The organism is Nocardia testacea NBRC 100365 (genome assembly GCF_000308775.1).
In the GTDB taxonomy this organism is placed as follows: Bacteria; Actinomycetota; Actinomycetes; order Mycobacteriales; family Mycobacteriaceae; genus Nocardia; species Nocardia testacea.
This window is the reverse complement of sequence record NZ_BAGJ01000274.1, coordinates 150,679-165,298: the sequence shown is the minus strand read 5'-3', so window position 1 is coordinate 165,298 and position 14,620 is coordinate 150,679. Positions and strand designations below refer to the sequence as shown.

Annotated in this window: 13 protein-coding genes; 4 read left to right on the top strand and 9 right to left on the bottom strand. The window is 68.9% G+C overall.

From position 1 onward, the window contains the following. Positions 1-61: 61 nt before the first annotated feature. Positions 62-2,038 (bottom strand): neutral/alkaline ceramidase, encoded by a 1,977-nt coding sequence (locus ON38_RS33780; RefSeq protein ID WP_051165619.1) that lies wholly within the window; start codon positions 2,036-2,038, stop codon positions 62-64. Between the two features lie 139 nt (positions 2,039-2,177). Further along, a complete protein-coding gene (locus ON38_RS33775) occupies positions 2,178-2,813 on the bottom strand; it encodes a TetR/AcrR family transcriptional regulator (protein WP_039829421.1) in 636 nt (211 codons plus the stop codon). Positions 2,814-2,920: 107 nt separating this feature from the next. On the opposite strand from ON38_RS33775, the gene ON38_RS33770 reads away from it, so the two are divergent. Both ON38_RS33770 and ON38_RS33765 read left to right on the top strand, forming a co-directional pair. Further along, positions 2,921-3,976, top strand: a complete 1,056-nt coding sequence (locus ON38_RS33770) for a medium chain dehydrogenase/reductase family protein (RefSeq protein ID WP_039829419.1) — start codon at positions 2,921-2,923, stop codon at positions 3,974-3,976. A 56-nt stretch (positions 3,977-4,032) separates the two neighbouring features. After that, on the top strand, positions 4,033-4,632 hold the full coding sequence (locus ON38_RS33765; protein ID WP_039829417.1) for a hypothetical protein: 600 nt from the start codon (positions 4,033-4,035) through the stop codon (positions 4,630-4,632). A gap of 426 nt (positions 4,633-5,058) precedes the next feature. Here the strand turns inward: ON38_RS33765 and ON38_RS33760 are convergent, their stop codons facing one another. From ON38_RS33760 to ON38_RS33740, 5 genes are all read right to left on the bottom strand, one after another. Next, the gene (locus ON38_RS33760; RefSeq protein WP_039829415.1) at positions 5,059-6,063 is read right to left on the bottom strand and encodes a serine/threonine-protein kinase; all 1,005 of its coding nucleotides are present in this window, start codon (positions 6,061-6,063) and stop codon (positions 5,059-5,061) included. 145 nt (positions 6,064-6,208) lie between these two features. Further along, the gene (locus tag ON38_RS33755) at positions 6,209-7,243 is read right to left on the bottom strand and encodes a phosphotransferase family protein (protein ID WP_039829414.1); all 1,035 of its coding nucleotides are present in this window, start codon (positions 7,241-7,243) and stop codon (positions 6,209-6,211) included. A 398-nt stretch (positions 7,244-7,641) separates the two neighbouring features. Further along, on the bottom strand, positions 7,642-8,391 hold the full coding sequence (locus ON38_RS33750; RefSeq protein ID WP_039829412.1) for an SDR family NAD(P)-dependent oxidoreductase: 750 nt from the start codon (positions 8,389-8,391) through the stop codon (positions 7,642-7,644). Beyond that, positions 8,388-9,410 carry a phosphotransferase family protein gene (locus ON38_RS33745; RefSeq protein ID WP_039829410.1) on the bottom strand — a complete coding sequence of 341 codons (1,023 nt, stop codon included), beginning with the start codon at positions 9,408-9,410 and terminating at the stop codon, positions 8,388-8,390. The genes ON38_RS33750 and ON38_RS33745 overlap by 4 nt, the downstream gene beginning before the upstream one ends. Beyond that, positions 9,411-10,616 (bottom strand): acyl-CoA dehydrogenase family protein, encoded by a 1,206-nt coding sequence (locus tag ON38_RS33740; protein ID WP_039829408.1) that lies wholly within the window; start codon positions 10,614-10,616, stop codon positions 9,411-9,413. Positions 10,617-10,747: 131 nt separating this feature from the next. Here ON38_RS33740 and ON38_RS33735 point away from each other — a divergent pair, with 131 nt between their 5' ends. Further along, positions 10,748-11,659: a TetR-type transcription factor C-terminal domain-containing protein gene (locus ON38_RS33735; protein WP_051165618.1), complete on the top strand. Its 912-nt coding sequence runs from the start codon at positions 10,748-10,750 to the stop codon at positions 11,657-11,659. Between the two features lie 415 nt (positions 11,660-12,074). After that, on the top strand, positions 12,075-13,121 hold the full coding sequence (locus ON38_RS33730) for an ankyrin repeat domain-containing protein (RefSeq protein WP_039829407.1): 1,047 nt from the start codon (positions 12,075-12,077) through the stop codon (positions 13,119-13,121). Positions 13,122-13,314: 193 nt separating this feature from the next. Here ON38_RS33730 and ON38_RS33725 read toward each other — a convergent pair whose 3' ends face one another. Beyond that, positions 13,315-13,608: a DUF427 domain-containing protein gene (locus ON38_RS33725; RefSeq protein WP_039829406.1), complete on the bottom strand. Its 294-nt coding sequence runs from the start codon at positions 13,606-13,608 to the stop codon at positions 13,315-13,317. A gap of 97 nt (positions 13,609-13,705) precedes the next feature. Beyond that, on the bottom strand, positions 13,706-14,620 hold the full coding sequence (locus ON38_RS33720; protein ID WP_245564537.1) for an RNA polymerase sigma-70 factor: 915 nt from the start codon (positions 14,618-14,620) through the stop codon (positions 13,706-13,708).

Genomic DNA, 14,620 nt, shown 5'->3' with positions numbered 1-14,620 from the left:
CGGCCGCCCGGAAGCCCCGTCCATCCGGGAAGCGCACGCCGGCGACGCCCGGAACGCGGGCTCAGTCGTCCTGGTCGTCGGCGTCGATCCGGAACTCGGGCGACGTGCCACTGATCGGGGTGCGGTCGCTACCGGATTTCACGGCGTCGCCGAAGTACCGGATCCGGTAGCTGCCCGGTGTCGCGTCGGCGGGGCTGTGCCAGGTGATGGTGACTCGCGAGCTCGAGGCGGGGCCCCGCGACCAGCTGAAGGTGGTCGACCAGTCGCCGTCGTCGGCGATCGTGCGCCAGCGCTCGCCGTCGCGCCGCTGCACCATGAGGTAGGTGCTGCCGCGATGGAGGTCGTGGCCGGGGTGTGCGCCGGCGAATTCGACGGTCACCCGCTCCCCCGCGCGATATGCCGGCTCGAGCTCGCCCAGCACGTCGCCGAAGTCGTGCCCCACCGGCGGGAAGTCCACCGGCGAAGCGGTTTTCACCGGCTTCTGCGACTCCGTCAGATCGGGCGCCGCGGTCCCGGAAGGCACCGGGTCGCCGTTGTGCATCGCGGTCGCGAGTTGCGCCGCGATCTGCTGCAGGGCGGGCAGCTCCCATCGACCGAACAAGGTACTCGCGCCCTCGTAGTGCTGCGCGTCGTACTCCTCGGGGGTGGTGACGTAGTGGATATAGGCGTTGCTGTATCCGGCGACCAGGACATTGGCCAATTCGGCGCCGAGGGCGGCCGCCACCGTGCGCCGCAATCGCAGACCGGCGGTGATCGTCACCTCACCCGGGATACCGATCAGGTACAGCTCGCCGATCTGGAGGAGTTGGATCGGAGCGATCTCCTGCACGTAGGGCCCGAACCGATTGAGCAGTCCGCCCGGGGCGACGATCGCCTTGGGCGCCTGGGTATCCCGCAGTGCGGGCGCGAACCGGTACACCCATCGCGACAGCAGATCCCAGCCCGGATTACGGCCCTCGTGAAAGGTCTTCCAATGGGTGGGCCCGTCGTACCCCGCGCCGGCGAAAGCGGCCGCGCCCCCCGCCGGCCGGCCGGTGCGATGTTCGCGCTCGTCTCCGGTGAACTCCGCGGACACCGTCACCGTGGACAGATCGACGTGGACGAGGCGGTGATCGATGCTGCCGGCCATTCTCGGCATGTACCCCGCGGCGAGTTTCGCCGCGGCCTCGTACTGGCGCATACCGAGGATCCGGGTGTTCTCGAACTCGTCGTCGGTGGGACCGGCACCGGGCCCACCGTCCAGGTTGGGCGACATATCACCGGTGTTGGTCTGCGCGAAAGCCGCGACGAAGTCGGGGTCCGGATCCGCCAGATAGTTCACACCTTCGACCACATGCTCCCAGTGATAGGCGGCGTACCCCTTGTTGTCGCCGCTGATCAGCGTGTTCCCGTTGGTCATCGACGTGCCGTGCGTGGCGAACCAGTTCACGACCCCGATCGGTTCGCCCTCGCGATCGATGCGCAACAGGGTGGTCTGCGGGTCGACGGCGTCGGGGAAGAACTCCCTGTCCTCCTGTGGGTTCCGGTCGAATGCCGCTCGTGAGCGGTTGACACTGGCCTCGCGCAACTCACCGTGTATGAGACGCAGAGTGGCCGGGGCGAGATCCTCGTGTGCCCGCTCCACCGCTTCCACGATGCCGTCCACGATCGCCGCGAAGGTCTTGGGACGGAACCCGCTCGACCCGTTGTACAAGCGGTGGTGCGAATAGCCGCCGGGCCCGCAATGGGTGTGCGTCGCGGTGAGCATCACATTGGACTCGGTGTAGGTGTCGCCGAAACGCTCGGCCAGGCGGCGCAACACCTCCTGGGTGATGCTGGAGAAGATCAGCGGCAGATCGTTCACGACGAGGAGCACTCGCCGATCGACGAGCGGGTCGGCGAAAATAAAAGCGCGAGAGCGCAATCGGAGGTGTATCCCGGTGGCCTGCTGATCGGCCTTGCCGTAGCCGAGCATGCCGACCTCGACCGGCTCCCCGGTGATGTCGGCAATCCCGCGCCCGACCAGATGGCGGTCGGTCGCATAGTTCGTTCCCGGCATCGACCTCTTCTTCCGTCCTGTGGGAACGGCCCGCGGCGCGGACCGGATTCGTTACGCCGACAAACTAGCAAGAACGAAGTCGGGATTGCTCTGCGCGACCGATCGTTTGCCCCTTTCGCACGTCGCGGGAGGGTGGGCCTCATTCGCCGGTGAGGTGCGCGAGCGTGACGATGACACGATCGGCGATATCCGGTGGCCAGGGAAACGACGGGGAGACCATGCGCTGATGGGCGAGCCCGTGCAGGCCGAGCCACAACGCCACGGCGTCGGCCGCGACATCACTGCTGGTCGCACAGCCGGCGGCGACACAATCCTCGACCGCCCCGGTCAGCAACCCCAGCGTTTCCTGGCCGAGGGTGGCCATATCCGCTGCCGTCACCGACGCCGCGGTCAGATCGGGTATCCAGACCCCGGCGAACATGGCCCGGTAGCGCCCGGGCCGGGTGCGCGCGAACTCCAGGTAGCCGTAGCACACGGCCAGCAGGCGAGCTCGCGGTGAATCCGCCGCGTCGTCCCGGGCGGCGCGGAGCCGGTGATCCAGTTCGGCGAAGGCATTGCGTACGACGGCGAGCATGATGGCGGGCTGGTCGGGGAAGTGCCGGTAGATGGAGGGCGCCGCGATCCCGGCGCGGCGGGCCACCGAGCGCAGGGTGATGGCACTTTCCTCGCCGGTTTCGTCGAGTAGGTCGACCGCTGCCGCCACGATCTCGTCACGCAGCCGGGCACCCTCCCCACGGCGGTTGCGGGTGCGGGTGGCCGTCCGTTCGTCTCGCATACCGTCACCTTACAGAACAAAACTTACGCGTGTTAGCTCTTGCGCCTTCGAATTAACGGTCGTAACCTTACGGACGTTAACCCAACTGAGCGGATCGGATCCCAGCAATGACCGGCAATACCGTCACCACCCACGTCACCGAGATAGTCCTCCCGGGCAAGGTCGCACCGGAAGGTCTCCGGGTCACCCGTCGCGAACTCCCGGCCCCCGCCGCGGGGCAGGTCGTACTGACCCTCGCCGCCACAGGCGTCTCGTTCGCCGAGCAGCAGATGCGCCGCGGCAAATATTTCGACCAGCCGCCCTTCCCCTTCGTGCCCGGCTACGACGTGGTCGGCACCGTCACCGCCACCGGGTCGGGGGTGGATTCCGGCCTCATCGGCCGGCGTTTCGCCGCCGTCACCAAGGTCGGCGGCTGGGCCGACGCTCTGCTCCTGGACGCCGCCGATCTGGTCGCGGTACCGGACGGCGTATCCGCGGCCGCCGCCGAAACCGTCGTGGTCAACGGCATCACCGCCTGGCAGATGCTGCATCGCACCGCCGGAGTGCGGTCCGGCGGGACAATCGTGGTACTCGGCGCCAACGGCGGTGTGGGCTCGACGCTCGTACAGCTGGCCCGCCACCACGGCGTCACGGTGATCGGTACGGCCTCCCCGCGCCACCATGCGGTCGTCCGCGACCTGGGCGCCATTCCGGTCGACTACCGCGATCCCCGGATGTACCGGCGGATAAGGGAACTCGCACCCGACGGCGTGGACGCGGTATTCGACCACGTCGGTGGCGCCGGAGTGGTCGAATCGTGGCGGCTGCTACGCCGCGGCGGCACGCTGGTGTCCTACGGCACCGCGGCGACCAAGGACACCGACGGCGATTCGCGGCTGCCGGTGCTGAAACTGTTCGCCCGGCTGACGCTGTGGAACTACCTGCCCAACGGCAAAAGCGCGCGTTTCTACAACTTCTGGGCCGGCAAACGCCACCTCGATACTTTCCGGAGCCGGCTGCGCGAGGATCTCACGCGGGTGCTGGGGCTGGTCGCGGACGGCGTACTCGTCCCGCAGATCGCCGCGGAATTCCCGCTGTCGGAGGCGAGTGCGGCACTGGCACTGGCGGAATCCCGCACCGTCGCCGGGAAGGTCGTACTCGTACCCGACGCGGACCGCGCCTGAGCCGAGCGCTCCGCCCCACCCCGCCACCGAACCCAGACCGAGCCCAGGAGAGCATCATGACCGCCGCCGTCACCGTCCCACTCGCCACCGCACCCGCCGCGACCCGCCCGGGTGAGATAGACAACCGCGCCACCTACATCGGCTTCGGCCTCGCCTACATCCTCGGCCACGGAGCCGCGGCGATTTCCGGAGGCGCCGACCCTCTCGTCGTCCTTCCCGAATGGCTACCGATGGGCCTGCTCGGAATCGGTCTCGCATGCGGCACGGTCTTCGCCACCATCGCCGCCTTGAACGCGCAACGCGCCGCGCCCGAATCCGAGGCACTCGGCGGTAAACTCCTCGGCCTCTCCTGGATCGTGGGTTTCGCCGCACTCGCCGTCGCCATCACCGGCCTCACCGCCACCTTGAACCTGCCCCATCTGCAATCCGTACTCTGGCCCGCCGGCTCCGGCCTGATCGTCGGCCTGATCTACCTCGGTGAAGGCGCTGTCCGCCGCAATGTCCTGCACTACGGCCTCGGCGCATGGCTCGCTCTGGTCGCGGCCGGCGCACTCTGCTTCAGCGCATCCGGCCCCTTCTGGATGCTCGCCGTCGCGGGCGGCAGCGGTTACGCGGTCGCCACCGCGCTCGAGTTCCGCCGCCGCACCACCCGCTGATCTCGGCCGACCACGGGGCGCGCACCACGGCACGGTGCGCGCTCCGAATCGTCGGCCGGAGTGCGCTCCCCCCATCCGCTTCGGAACGGGCCCATGCCGCGGCTGCCCTCCTGGACGAACGGGTGGATTTCACGATGGGCCTGCCTGCCACCGGTCGCTGCTCGGATACGTGCCCGGGGCCGGCCCTTGGTGTGTCGGTGGCCGCGGCGGCGTGGGCGCTCCCGCCGCCGTACGCCGGCGGACGGCCGACCAGAGCAACGGGGGACCTCGGCCGAAAACCGTGCACGGATGCTCCTGCCAGTCGGCGTGGCGGTACACGCCCGAGCGTCGGTGAACCGGTTGCCGTCGGTTTTCTCCACGGCCGGGTGCCGTGCACGCGCGGCCCTCGACCGGGGCGGTACGCCGAGGCCACCGGGCCGAATCGGACTACCGCTCCGGGTATTTCGCCTGGTAGTCGCCGCCGAACAATTTCCAGTAGAAGGCATTCATCTGCGCGGCGGCGGGAGCGTGCCGGGTCAGGATCGCCGCCACGACCGGCGACACGTCGTCGGGGATATGGCCGGCGGCGCACCGGAGGACGTACTCGTTGCGGGCGACGGGACCACCGTCGGCCGGCATCGGTACGCCGCAGACATCGGTCACCAGCCAGTTGACCAGCCGCATGGCGGCGTAGCGGGCGTCATGCGTGACGTGGAGTTCGGCGAACTCACGCTCGGCGGGTGACAGGTCGAACAGCGGTGAGGTGGCGAGCCCGAAATCGGTGAGATGGATGCGCTGCCCATCGGTGCGCAGGTTGCCGAAATGTCCGTCCATATGCAACAGCCGCCGATCCCCCAGGAACCGTACGATCTCCGAGAGCTGCCGTTCGACCGTCGCGGCCTTACCGGACGGGTCGTGGCGCAGCCAGTCCGATAATGCATGCGGGATGTACTCGCAGAACAGCACGAGACTGGATGCCGCGACGGCCAGTGCTTCGAGACGGGCCCGCACGGCCGGGCAGCCACCGTAGGCAGCGACCACTCTGTCGATATCGGCGTGTTCGGCGGCGATCGGCGACCGGCCGGGCAGGACCCGCCAGTGGTACAGCATCGGGAAGGCCTGCGTTCGGCCGGTCAGCACGCCGTCGGTGACGGCGATATTCGCGGCCAGCTCGCGCCATGCGTTGAAACTCGGTCCGCCGATGCCGTATTGGCAGTACACCGGCAGGTCGAACAGATTGGCGGTGACGCCCGGGTGGGCGAGTTCCCGATCGGTCAGCGGGATCCGCTTGGCGAACACCGGCACACCGGAGATGTCGAGTACCACCGAGCCGCCGCCCACTCCCACGGTCTCGGACCGGCCCGCGTCCATGAGCATGACGAGCTCGACATCACTGCGCGAAGCCAGGAAAGCCGAGAACCTCCGGTGACGGGCGCTCGTGGCAGCTGTCATCCCACAACTCTGCCATCCACCGGGTGAACGGCCACCTGTGGTGGATCGTCCCGGGGTGGCGGGTCCGGTCGTTGGGCACGGGGCGGGTCCGCCGGCGGCGCAGACGATTTACCGGCGTCGCGGCGAGCGCGGACCCCCGGGTCGTTCAGCCGAGGAGTACCGCGCGCGCGGATTCGGCGAGGCGAGCGGGTCGCTCCGACATCTCCCGCACGTCGATATCCTGGTCACCCATCACTCCGGCGCGGAAACGGGCCGCTACTCCCTCCGCGATGGCCGCCAGCCGCCACAGGGCGAATGCCCGGTAGTAGGGCAGATCATCGAGGGACCGGCCGGTGGTGTCGGCGTAGCGGGAGAGCACCGTGTCGATATCGAGGTAGCCCTCGGCGGGGTCGGGTGCCCAGCCGAACGGCTCGGCCGATGCCCAGGAGGCGGCCAGCCAGCCGATATCGGCCATCACATCGCCGACTGTCCACAGCTCCCAGTCCAGCACGGCCCGGACGGTTCCGTCGGGACCGATCAGCAGATTGCCCGGGCGGAAATCACCGTGGGTGATCCCGGTCCACCGCTGCGCCGGTATCCGCCGGGCGAGCAGGTCGTGGACCTCCCAGAGCGGGCCGGGCCCGACACCGCCGGCGGTGAGCTGACGGTGCCAGCGGCGCAGCTGGCGTTCCAGGTAGCCACCGGGTCTGCGCAACTCGGCCAGGGGCCCCGTGGCGGTGTCGACGGCGTGAACGGCCGCGAGCGTATCGACGATATCGCGGGAGGCGGCGGCCCGGCTCTCCCGCGGGATCGCCGCGGCGGCCGCGGCATCGTCGGGAACGATACCGTCCACGTTTTCCATGACATAGAAATCGGCGCCGGTCACGGCGTGGTCGGTGCAGCAGCCCAGCACCGGGGGGACGGGAACCGGACTATCGGCGAGCAGGTCGAGGATCCGGAATTCCCGGACGACGTCGTGCGCCGACGCGAGCACGTGTCCGGTGGGCGGTCGGCGCAGCACCCAGCGGGCGCCGGACTCGTCGTGGACACGGTAGGTGAGATTGGACCGGCCACCGGTGATCAGCTCGAACCGCAGGGGTGGCGTGGCCGCGGGAATGTGCTCGGCGAACCAGACGGTGACCCGCTCGATATCGATACCGACGGCATGCGGGACTGCCGGTAGGTCACTGTCGTCGCTCATCGTTTCGCCATCTCCTCGAGCTCTGCCACCGGGGCGCTCCGCGGGGCGCCGGGTGTCCGCCCAGTCTGCTACAAATGAGACGTTTTCCGCTAGTGCCCCATATTGCGTGTCTCGATATCCCCTCCGCCTCGTACCCCGAATTGGGTGGGGTGTCGCCCTCGGGACAGCGGCGAGACGTTCTTGCCGGAAAGAGCAACGGGGTCGGGGAGATCCTCGCCGAGAGCGTCGCAGAGTACAACGATGCCGGATAACGCCCGACCGGACGAATAGGTCCACCTCCTCCGTCGGGCCGCGTTCTGCCCACCGGTCCGCCCGCGGCCCGATGAGCAGAACTACGCCGGGTCGGCGTCCGTCGATCGAGCGATCCGCTCCGCAGCGGGAACGAGTGGCCGGCGGCGCTACGCGCGATAGCCGTCGGTACCGGCTCGCGACATCACGATATTCGGCACCACGGCCCGCGACGACAGCCGCAGCAACGAGTCGACCATCTCCACCACGTCGTTCACCGTGAGCATCTGCTCGGGCGGGATCCGGTCGTGGATCCATTCGCTCATCTCGGTGTCGACGTAGCCCGGCGCGATCGTGGTACCCGTGACGCCGTTGCCCGATTCCTCGGCATTGAGGGTCGCGATCAGTGAGATGAGCGCCGCTTTCGCGGCACCGTACACCGCCAGTCCGGCCTCGGCGTACACACCGCTGATCGACGAGAGCGCGATAACCTTCGCCCCGTGCGCGGGCTCGGTGGCCGCACCCGCGCGCAGCATCGGCAGCGCGCCCTGGATGAGTTGCACAGGCGCGCGCAGATTCACCGCGAGGGTCTTGTCGAATCGGCGCATCGACGAATCGGCGAGCGCGCCGGCCGTACCGACGCCGGCATTGAGGATCAGCGCGGACATCGATCCGAAGTGATCGGCGTGCCGGGCGAGAACCCGCTCCACACCCTGCGGATCGGCCATATCCGCGGCGACGGAGACCGTTTCGGCAGCGCCGGCCGCGCGCAGGTCGGCGGCGACGACATCGAGCCGGTCGGCGTCGCGCGCGGTGATCGTCAGGGCATATCCCCGCCGGGCCAGTCGCTGGGCGATTCCCAGGCCGATCCCCCGGCTGGCACCACTGACAAGGGCCGACTTCGGGTGCTTGTCGTTCACTTCCCGCCTTCTTTCAACGCGCGCAATCCGGCCGCCATGAATTCCGGGGTCGCCTCGGCCGCGCGCTCGGCGGCGGAACCGGCGTCGGATCCGTGGCGCGCCCGGTGCGCAATGCCCTCGCCGATCACGCCGAGTTTGAAATTGGCCAGGGCGAGGTAGAAACCCCAGTTGCCGAGATCGCGTCCCGATGCGGTGGCATAGGAGTGCGCGAGCGCGTCGGGTGTGGGCATCCGGTCGCTGGTCCACGCGGCCCGGGTGCCCAGGACCAGGTCGAAGACCGGCGTCCGGTAGACACACATCAGCGCGGCGTCGGTGAGCGGATCGCCGAGTGTGGACAGTTCCCAGTCGACGACTGCGCGCACCCGGCCGGGGTCGGCCGAGTCGAGGATGGTGTTGTCGATGCGGTAGTCGCCGTGCACGATGGCAGCGGCCGACTCCCGCGGCACCGCCTCCGACAAGGCCGCGTGCAGAGTCGCGACGTCGGCGACCTCCCGGGTCTTGACCCGCTCCCATTGGGACGCCCAGAGTTTCACCTGGCGGGTGAGAAACCCTTCCGGGCGGCCGAACTCCGCCAGGCCCACGGCCGCGGGATCCACCGCGTGCAATTCGGCGAGCACCCGCACCAATTCGGTGGCGGCGGCCTCCACACTCTCGTCACCGAGGGCGGCGAGATCGTCCCGGTCCCGGATCACGGCTCCGTCGACGAATTCGACGACCGTCATCGGCGCGCCGAGAACCGTCCCCGCCGCGTCGAACGCGACCGTTTTCGCCACGGGCACCGCGGAACGCTGGAGCGCGTCGGTCACCGTGAACTCGCGGGCCATATCATGCGCGGAGGGGGTGAGCCCGGCGACCGGCGGGCGGCGGACCACCCACCGCGAGACGTCGTCGGACGCGGTGAAGGTCAGATTCGACCGGCCCCCGCTGATCAATTCCACGCGCAGCGCACCGCGCACTTCGACGCCCTGCTTGCGCAGGAACCGTTCCAGCGCCGCGACATCCATTCCCGGCAGGTTCATTCACTGCTCCCGCAGCGCGCGTTTGGCGGCGCCCACCGCGCGTTTGGCGATCGCCCACCGATGCACCTCCGAAGGACCGTCGTAGATCCGGAAGGGGCGAACCTCGCGCGAGAGCCGTGCCAGCGGGAGGTCACCGGAGACCCCCAGGCCACCGCACATCTGCATACTGCGGTCGACGATGCGGAAGATCGCCTCCGCGGCGAAGGTCTTCGCGATCGAGGTGGCGTTCGCGGCCGGTTCGCCCCGGTCGAGTTCCCAGCAGGCACGGGTCAGCAGGGCGCGGGTCGCGGCGATATCGATCTCGTTGTCGGCGACCATCTTCTGGATCATGCCGAGGTCTCCCAGCCGCGAGCCGAAACCCTCCCGCTGCGCCACATGGGCCACTGCCACATCGTGTCCGCGCCGGGCCGCGCCGAGCCATCGCATGACATGGGTCATCCGGGCGGGACCGAGACGTACCTGCGCGTATTCGAAGCCGCGGTCCACCTCCCCCAGCACCGCCGACTCCGGGACCAGCAGATCCTCGAAGAACACCTCACAGTGGCCGCCGACCATCGAACGATCCAGGGTGTCGAGGTGGCGTCCCACCCGGATACCCGGGGTATCCGCCGGTGCCAGGAACATCGTCGCCCCACCACGCTGACCGGGCTCGCCCGAGGTGCGCGCCATGATGATGAAGAATCCCGCGCCGTCGGCGCCGGTGATGAAGTATTTGGTGCCGTTGATCCGCCATCCGCCCTCGGCGCGGACCGCGCGGGTGGCCAGCGCGGAAGGATCCGACCCCGCGCCGGGTGCGGGCTCGGTCATCGCGAACGCCGAGCGGACCTCGCCGTGCGCGAGCGGAGCGAGGTACCGCTGTTTCTGCTCCGGGTTCGCGATATGGGCGAGCATGTGCACATTGCCCTCGTCGGGCGCGGCGATATTCAGGGCCGTCGGCCCGAACAGGGAGTATCCCGCTTCCTCGAAGACGGGCGCCCGGTCGCACATACCCAGGCCGTGACCGCCGTATTCGACCGGCGCATGCGGCGCGAACACGCCCGCGTCGCGGGCAGCCTGCTGCAGTTCCACACGGAACCGGTCACCACCGGCCGCGGTGATGTCACCGTCGTGCGCGTCCTCGAGCGGCAGCACGTGTTCACGGATGAAGCCACGGGTCCGGTCGACCAGAGCTTGCACCTCGGGCGGCAGGGAGAGATCGATCGCCACAGGCCCACTCCTCCATCCAGTATGCCGAACGATCGCTCGGCTTTTGACTCCCAGGCAGAGTCGCATGCGACCATAATCGCTGTCAATTCGCCATACGACACCCGCAGTCATGTTCAGCTATCCTGAACATCATGGACGCCTCCGATCATCAGCAGGCGGTGGGCGCACGCGCGCGGCAGGCCCGGATCGCGGCCGGTCTCTCGCTGCGTGCGGCGGCGCGGCACCTTGCCGTCAGCCCCGCCACACTCAGCGCCGTCGAGAACGGCAAGACCGGCATATCCATCCCCCGGGTGCAGCAGCTGGCCGCACTTCTCGGCACCACGGTGTCCTGGCTCATCGGAGAGCAGGATGCGCCCGCATCCGGCGCTGCGCGATCGGATGTCCGCCGTGACAACGCCTCCGGACCGGACGTCGATCCACGCCGCGCCTGGCGCGAATTCCCGCCGCTGGATATCGACCCCGTACTCGCCGCCGCCATCGACTCGTTCGTCGAAACCGGCTACCACGGCGCCACCATGCGTTCCATCGCCCGCCGCGCCGGCATGAGCGTGCCCGGCGTCTATCACCACTACCCCGACAAGCAGCAACTGCTGGTCCGCGCACTCGACCTCACCATGGACGAATTGCACTGGCGGGTACGCGCGGCGCGGCGCGAGGCCGGGCCCGGCCGGGCGCGCGTCGCATATGTCGTCGAAGCGCTCGCCCTCTTCCACACCCACCGCCGCGAACTGGCCTTCATCGGCGCCAGCGAGATGCGCAGCCTCACCGAGGAGAACCGGCTCCGGATCACCTCCTCCCGCGACAGAATCCAGTACCTCCTCGACGAGGACATCGACGCCGCCGTACGCGCGGGAAATCCGATCACCGGCCGGGAGAGGATCGCCGGCCGCGCCATCGCCACGATGTGCACCTCGCTGCCCCAGTGGTTCCGTCCCGACGGTCCCGCGACACCTGAGCAGATCGCCGCCCACTACGCCGATTTCGCCCTCGGCCTGCTCGGACTGCAGGACAGGGAATCCGGCGGCCCCGACCCGCTCGGCTGACCGAATTCGACAGCGCGGTCCCGGAACCGATCACCGACAAGTACCTGCTGTCCATCGAGGGTATGTGCGCAGGTTTCGCGCGCAACCGGCGGGAAACGAGTTGACCGCGGGCCTGCGGCTCGATGATCATCACCGCAGTACGAACGGGTGTGTGGTTCGCGCCCATACCGCCGAAGACCGAGGTGGAGTCCATGACACCGGGCGACCGAGTAGCTCCCGCGCTACGAAAATCCGCGCGCGTGCGGTGCCGCGGCGAGGAGCACGTGGTGGGACTGTCGGACGGCACCGTGGTGGCGCCCGCGCACACTTCCGAGAAGATCCGAACGGGAACTTCACCCGGGGCGCGTCGGGTGCGCCACTCGACGGCTGTTTCGCGATACTGGCCGACGGTTGCCGGGAGCGGCCGGACCAGCCTTTGCGCAATGCGATCGGGGGCGGGTTTCTCGACGAGATCCTCATGTGGGTGCGGCGGGGAGCGGACCCGGACACGGCGACGAAGGCCGGTCGTACCGCGTTGCTGGTAGCGATCGAGGCGGGGCGAACCGACGTCGTTCACGAGTTGCTGGCCGCGGGCGCGGATCCCCGGGGCCGGGCGAACAGGTCGATCACACCGTTGGAGTCGGCCGCCCGGCGGGGGCACCCCGAGATCGTCCGGGCACTGCTCGCCGCAGGCGCTCGCCCCAGGACGCGGAATGGAATACCACTGGAACTGGCCGACGCCGCGGGCCATCTACCGATCATCCGGTTGCTGCTCGACGCCGGCGCCCGGCCGTACCCCGAGGGCTTGTACGAATTCTCCTACTTGGAGCGGGTCTTCACCGGCGGTGATCCGACGATGATCGGCTCGGTGATGGAAGCAGCGCGCTCAGGCACCGACGGTGACACCGCCCTGCATACCGCTGCCCGAAACCGGTCACTGGAGGTCGTACGGCTTCTCGTCGAGGCCGGCGAGGACCCGGAGCGGAAGAATGCCGTCGGTGAGACACCGCAAACGATCGCGATGACCCGCCGACGTCACGAGATCGTGAGTCTGCTCGTGACGAAAGGCGCCGACGCCGCGACCGGCGAGGATGCCACCATCCTGCACGTGGCGGTGGACCGAGGCGACGCGGACCTCGTCCGAGACCTGCTGAACTCCGGAGCGGATGTCCGGGCACGGACCCGCACCGGGTGGACTCCCCTGCTGATCGCTGCCGACCGCGGTCGCGTGGCGATCACACGGATGCTGCTCGACGCGGGCGCCGACCCCGGCACGCGGACACCCGATGGCTGGACAGCACTGCACATCGCGGTCCCGCACCGGCATTCCGATATCGCCCGGGCACTGCTCGCGGCGGGTGCTGATATCGAATCCGAAACCAGCACGGGCAGGACGCCTCGGGGTCTCGCGGCCGCCTACGGCATATTCGGGATGGAGCGATTGTTGCGCGAGGCCGGAGCCGCCGTCCGGGATCCGGGCTGAGCACATCCCGGCTTCACCCGGGTGCATACGGCGCCGATCCGAGCCACCTGCCGCTGCGGCTCTGCCGCCTCCCCGGTGCCCGGGCGTTCCGTTTCGCGCTCGCCCTGCCGGGCGGACACCTGGGACATCGGCTCATCGGGTTCGCGCAGGATCGGCGCTGCGGCTCCGGAGGGTGGCCGGTATCTCCGGGGTGTCAGTCGTCGAGAATGTCGACCCGGTCCGCGTAGAAGGCGACGTAGTCCTTGATCTCGGCTGCTCTGGTCTTCGGCTCGGGGTAGTACCAGGCAGCGTCGGTCAGCGGCGGGCCGCCGCCGGCTTCCACGGTGTAATACCCGGCCCGGCCCTTCCACGGACAGAACGTATGCGTGTCGGTGGGCACGAAGAACTCGTGCCGTACCGAGTCCGGCGGGAAGTAATGATTGCCTTCGACGATGACGGTGTCGTCGCTGGAGGCTATGACGACGCCGTTCACGACTGCTTTTGTCATCCCTCGATTCTGCCCCGATATCGGAGAAGTGGCAGCCGAGCGCCGTCGCCCGAGCCTGCTCGTCCACGTTCGACAGGTGCCCCGGCACCTGTCCTGCTCACTCCCCCTCGCCGGCCCACCCGCTCAGACCACCGAGCTTCTCGGGATTGACCTGGAAGCGGAGGTGGTGGATACGACCGTCGAGCAGGTCGTAGGTCATGGCGCCCACGGGGTGTTCGCCGAGGACGACCAGCAGGCCGAGCTCGCCGTTGATCGTGGCCGGTTCCAGCCGCGCTCCCACCGACGTGGGTTTGGCCATGACGCCGAGCATCCAGCGTGCCACGTGGTCCGGTCCGTGCAGCGGCCGGCGAGCAGCGGTGACCTTGCCGCCGCCGTCGTTCCAGAGGGTCACGTCCGGGGCGAGCAGTTCCATCAGTGCGTTCACATCGCCTCCGTGGGCCGCGTCCAGGAACTGCCGGGTGATCTGCCGGCGCCGGTCGGAGTCCGAATCGTGGCGGGGCCGCCGGGACTGGACGTGGTTGCGGGCACGGTGGGCGATCTGGCGGACGGTGGCCTCGGGTTTGTCGATGAATCCGGCGATCTCGGCATGGGAATACCCGAATACTTCGCGGAGGACGAAGACCGCACGTTCGACGGGGCTCAGAGTTTCCATCACGACCAGCATCGCGGTCGAGATCGCGTCGGCCATTTCGGACTCCTCGGCAGCGTTCGGTGCGGTGAGCACGGGTTCGGGAAGCCACGGGCCGAGATAGGTTTCGCGAGTGGCGGCGGCGCGGGTGAGTCGATTCAGCGACAGGTTGGTCACCGTGCGCACCAGATAGGCCTTCGGGTGGGTCACCGTGTCGCGGTCGATATCGTGCCATTTCAGCCAGGCATCCTGGAGGACGTCCTCGGCGTCGGCGACGCTGCCCAGCATCTGATAGGCGGTGCCGAACAGCAGGCGCCGATGCTCGAGGAAGGGGTCCGCACCGGGCGGCATCGGCAGTCCCGGCGCATCCTTGTCATGTGACAT

Coding starts and splice junctions, on each gene's coding strand:
- ON38_RS33780 (WP_051165619.1), bottom strand. CDS start 2,038: ATGCCGGGAACGAACTATGCGACCGACCGCCATCTGGTCGGGCGCGGG.
- ON38_RS33775 (WP_039829421.1), bottom strand. CDS start 2,813: ATGCGAGACGAACGGACGGCCACCCGCACCCGCAACCGCCGTGGGGAG.
- ON38_RS33770 (WP_039829419.1), top strand. CDS start 2,921: ATGACCGGCAATACCGTCACCACCCACGTCACCGAGATAGTCCTCCCG.
- ON38_RS33765 (WP_039829417.1), top strand. CDS start 4,033: ATGACCGCCGCCGTCACCGTCCCACTCGCCACCGCACCCGCCGCGACC.
- ON38_RS33760 (WP_039829415.1), bottom strand. CDS start 6,063: ATGACAGCTGCCACGAGCGCCCGTCACCGGAGGTTCTCGGCTTTCCTG.
- ON38_RS33755 (WP_039829414.1), bottom strand. CDS start 7,243: ATGAGCGACGACAGTGACCTACCGGCAGTCCCGCATGCCGTCGGTATC.
- ON38_RS33745 (WP_039829410.1), bottom strand. CDS start 9,410: ATGAACCTGCCGGGAATGGATGTCGCGGCGCTGGAACGGTTCCTGCGC.
- ON38_RS33735 (WP_051165618.1), top strand. CDS start 10,748: ATGGACGCCTCCGATCATCAGCAGGCGGTGGGCGCACGCGCGCGGCAG.
- ON38_RS33725 (WP_039829406.1), bottom strand. CDS start 13,608: ATGACAAAAGCAGTCGTGAACGGCGTCGTCATAGCCTCCAGCGACGAC.
- ON38_RS33720 (WP_245564537.1), bottom strand. CDS start 14,620: ATGTCACATGACAAGGATGCGCCGGGACTGCCGATGCCGCCCGGTGCG.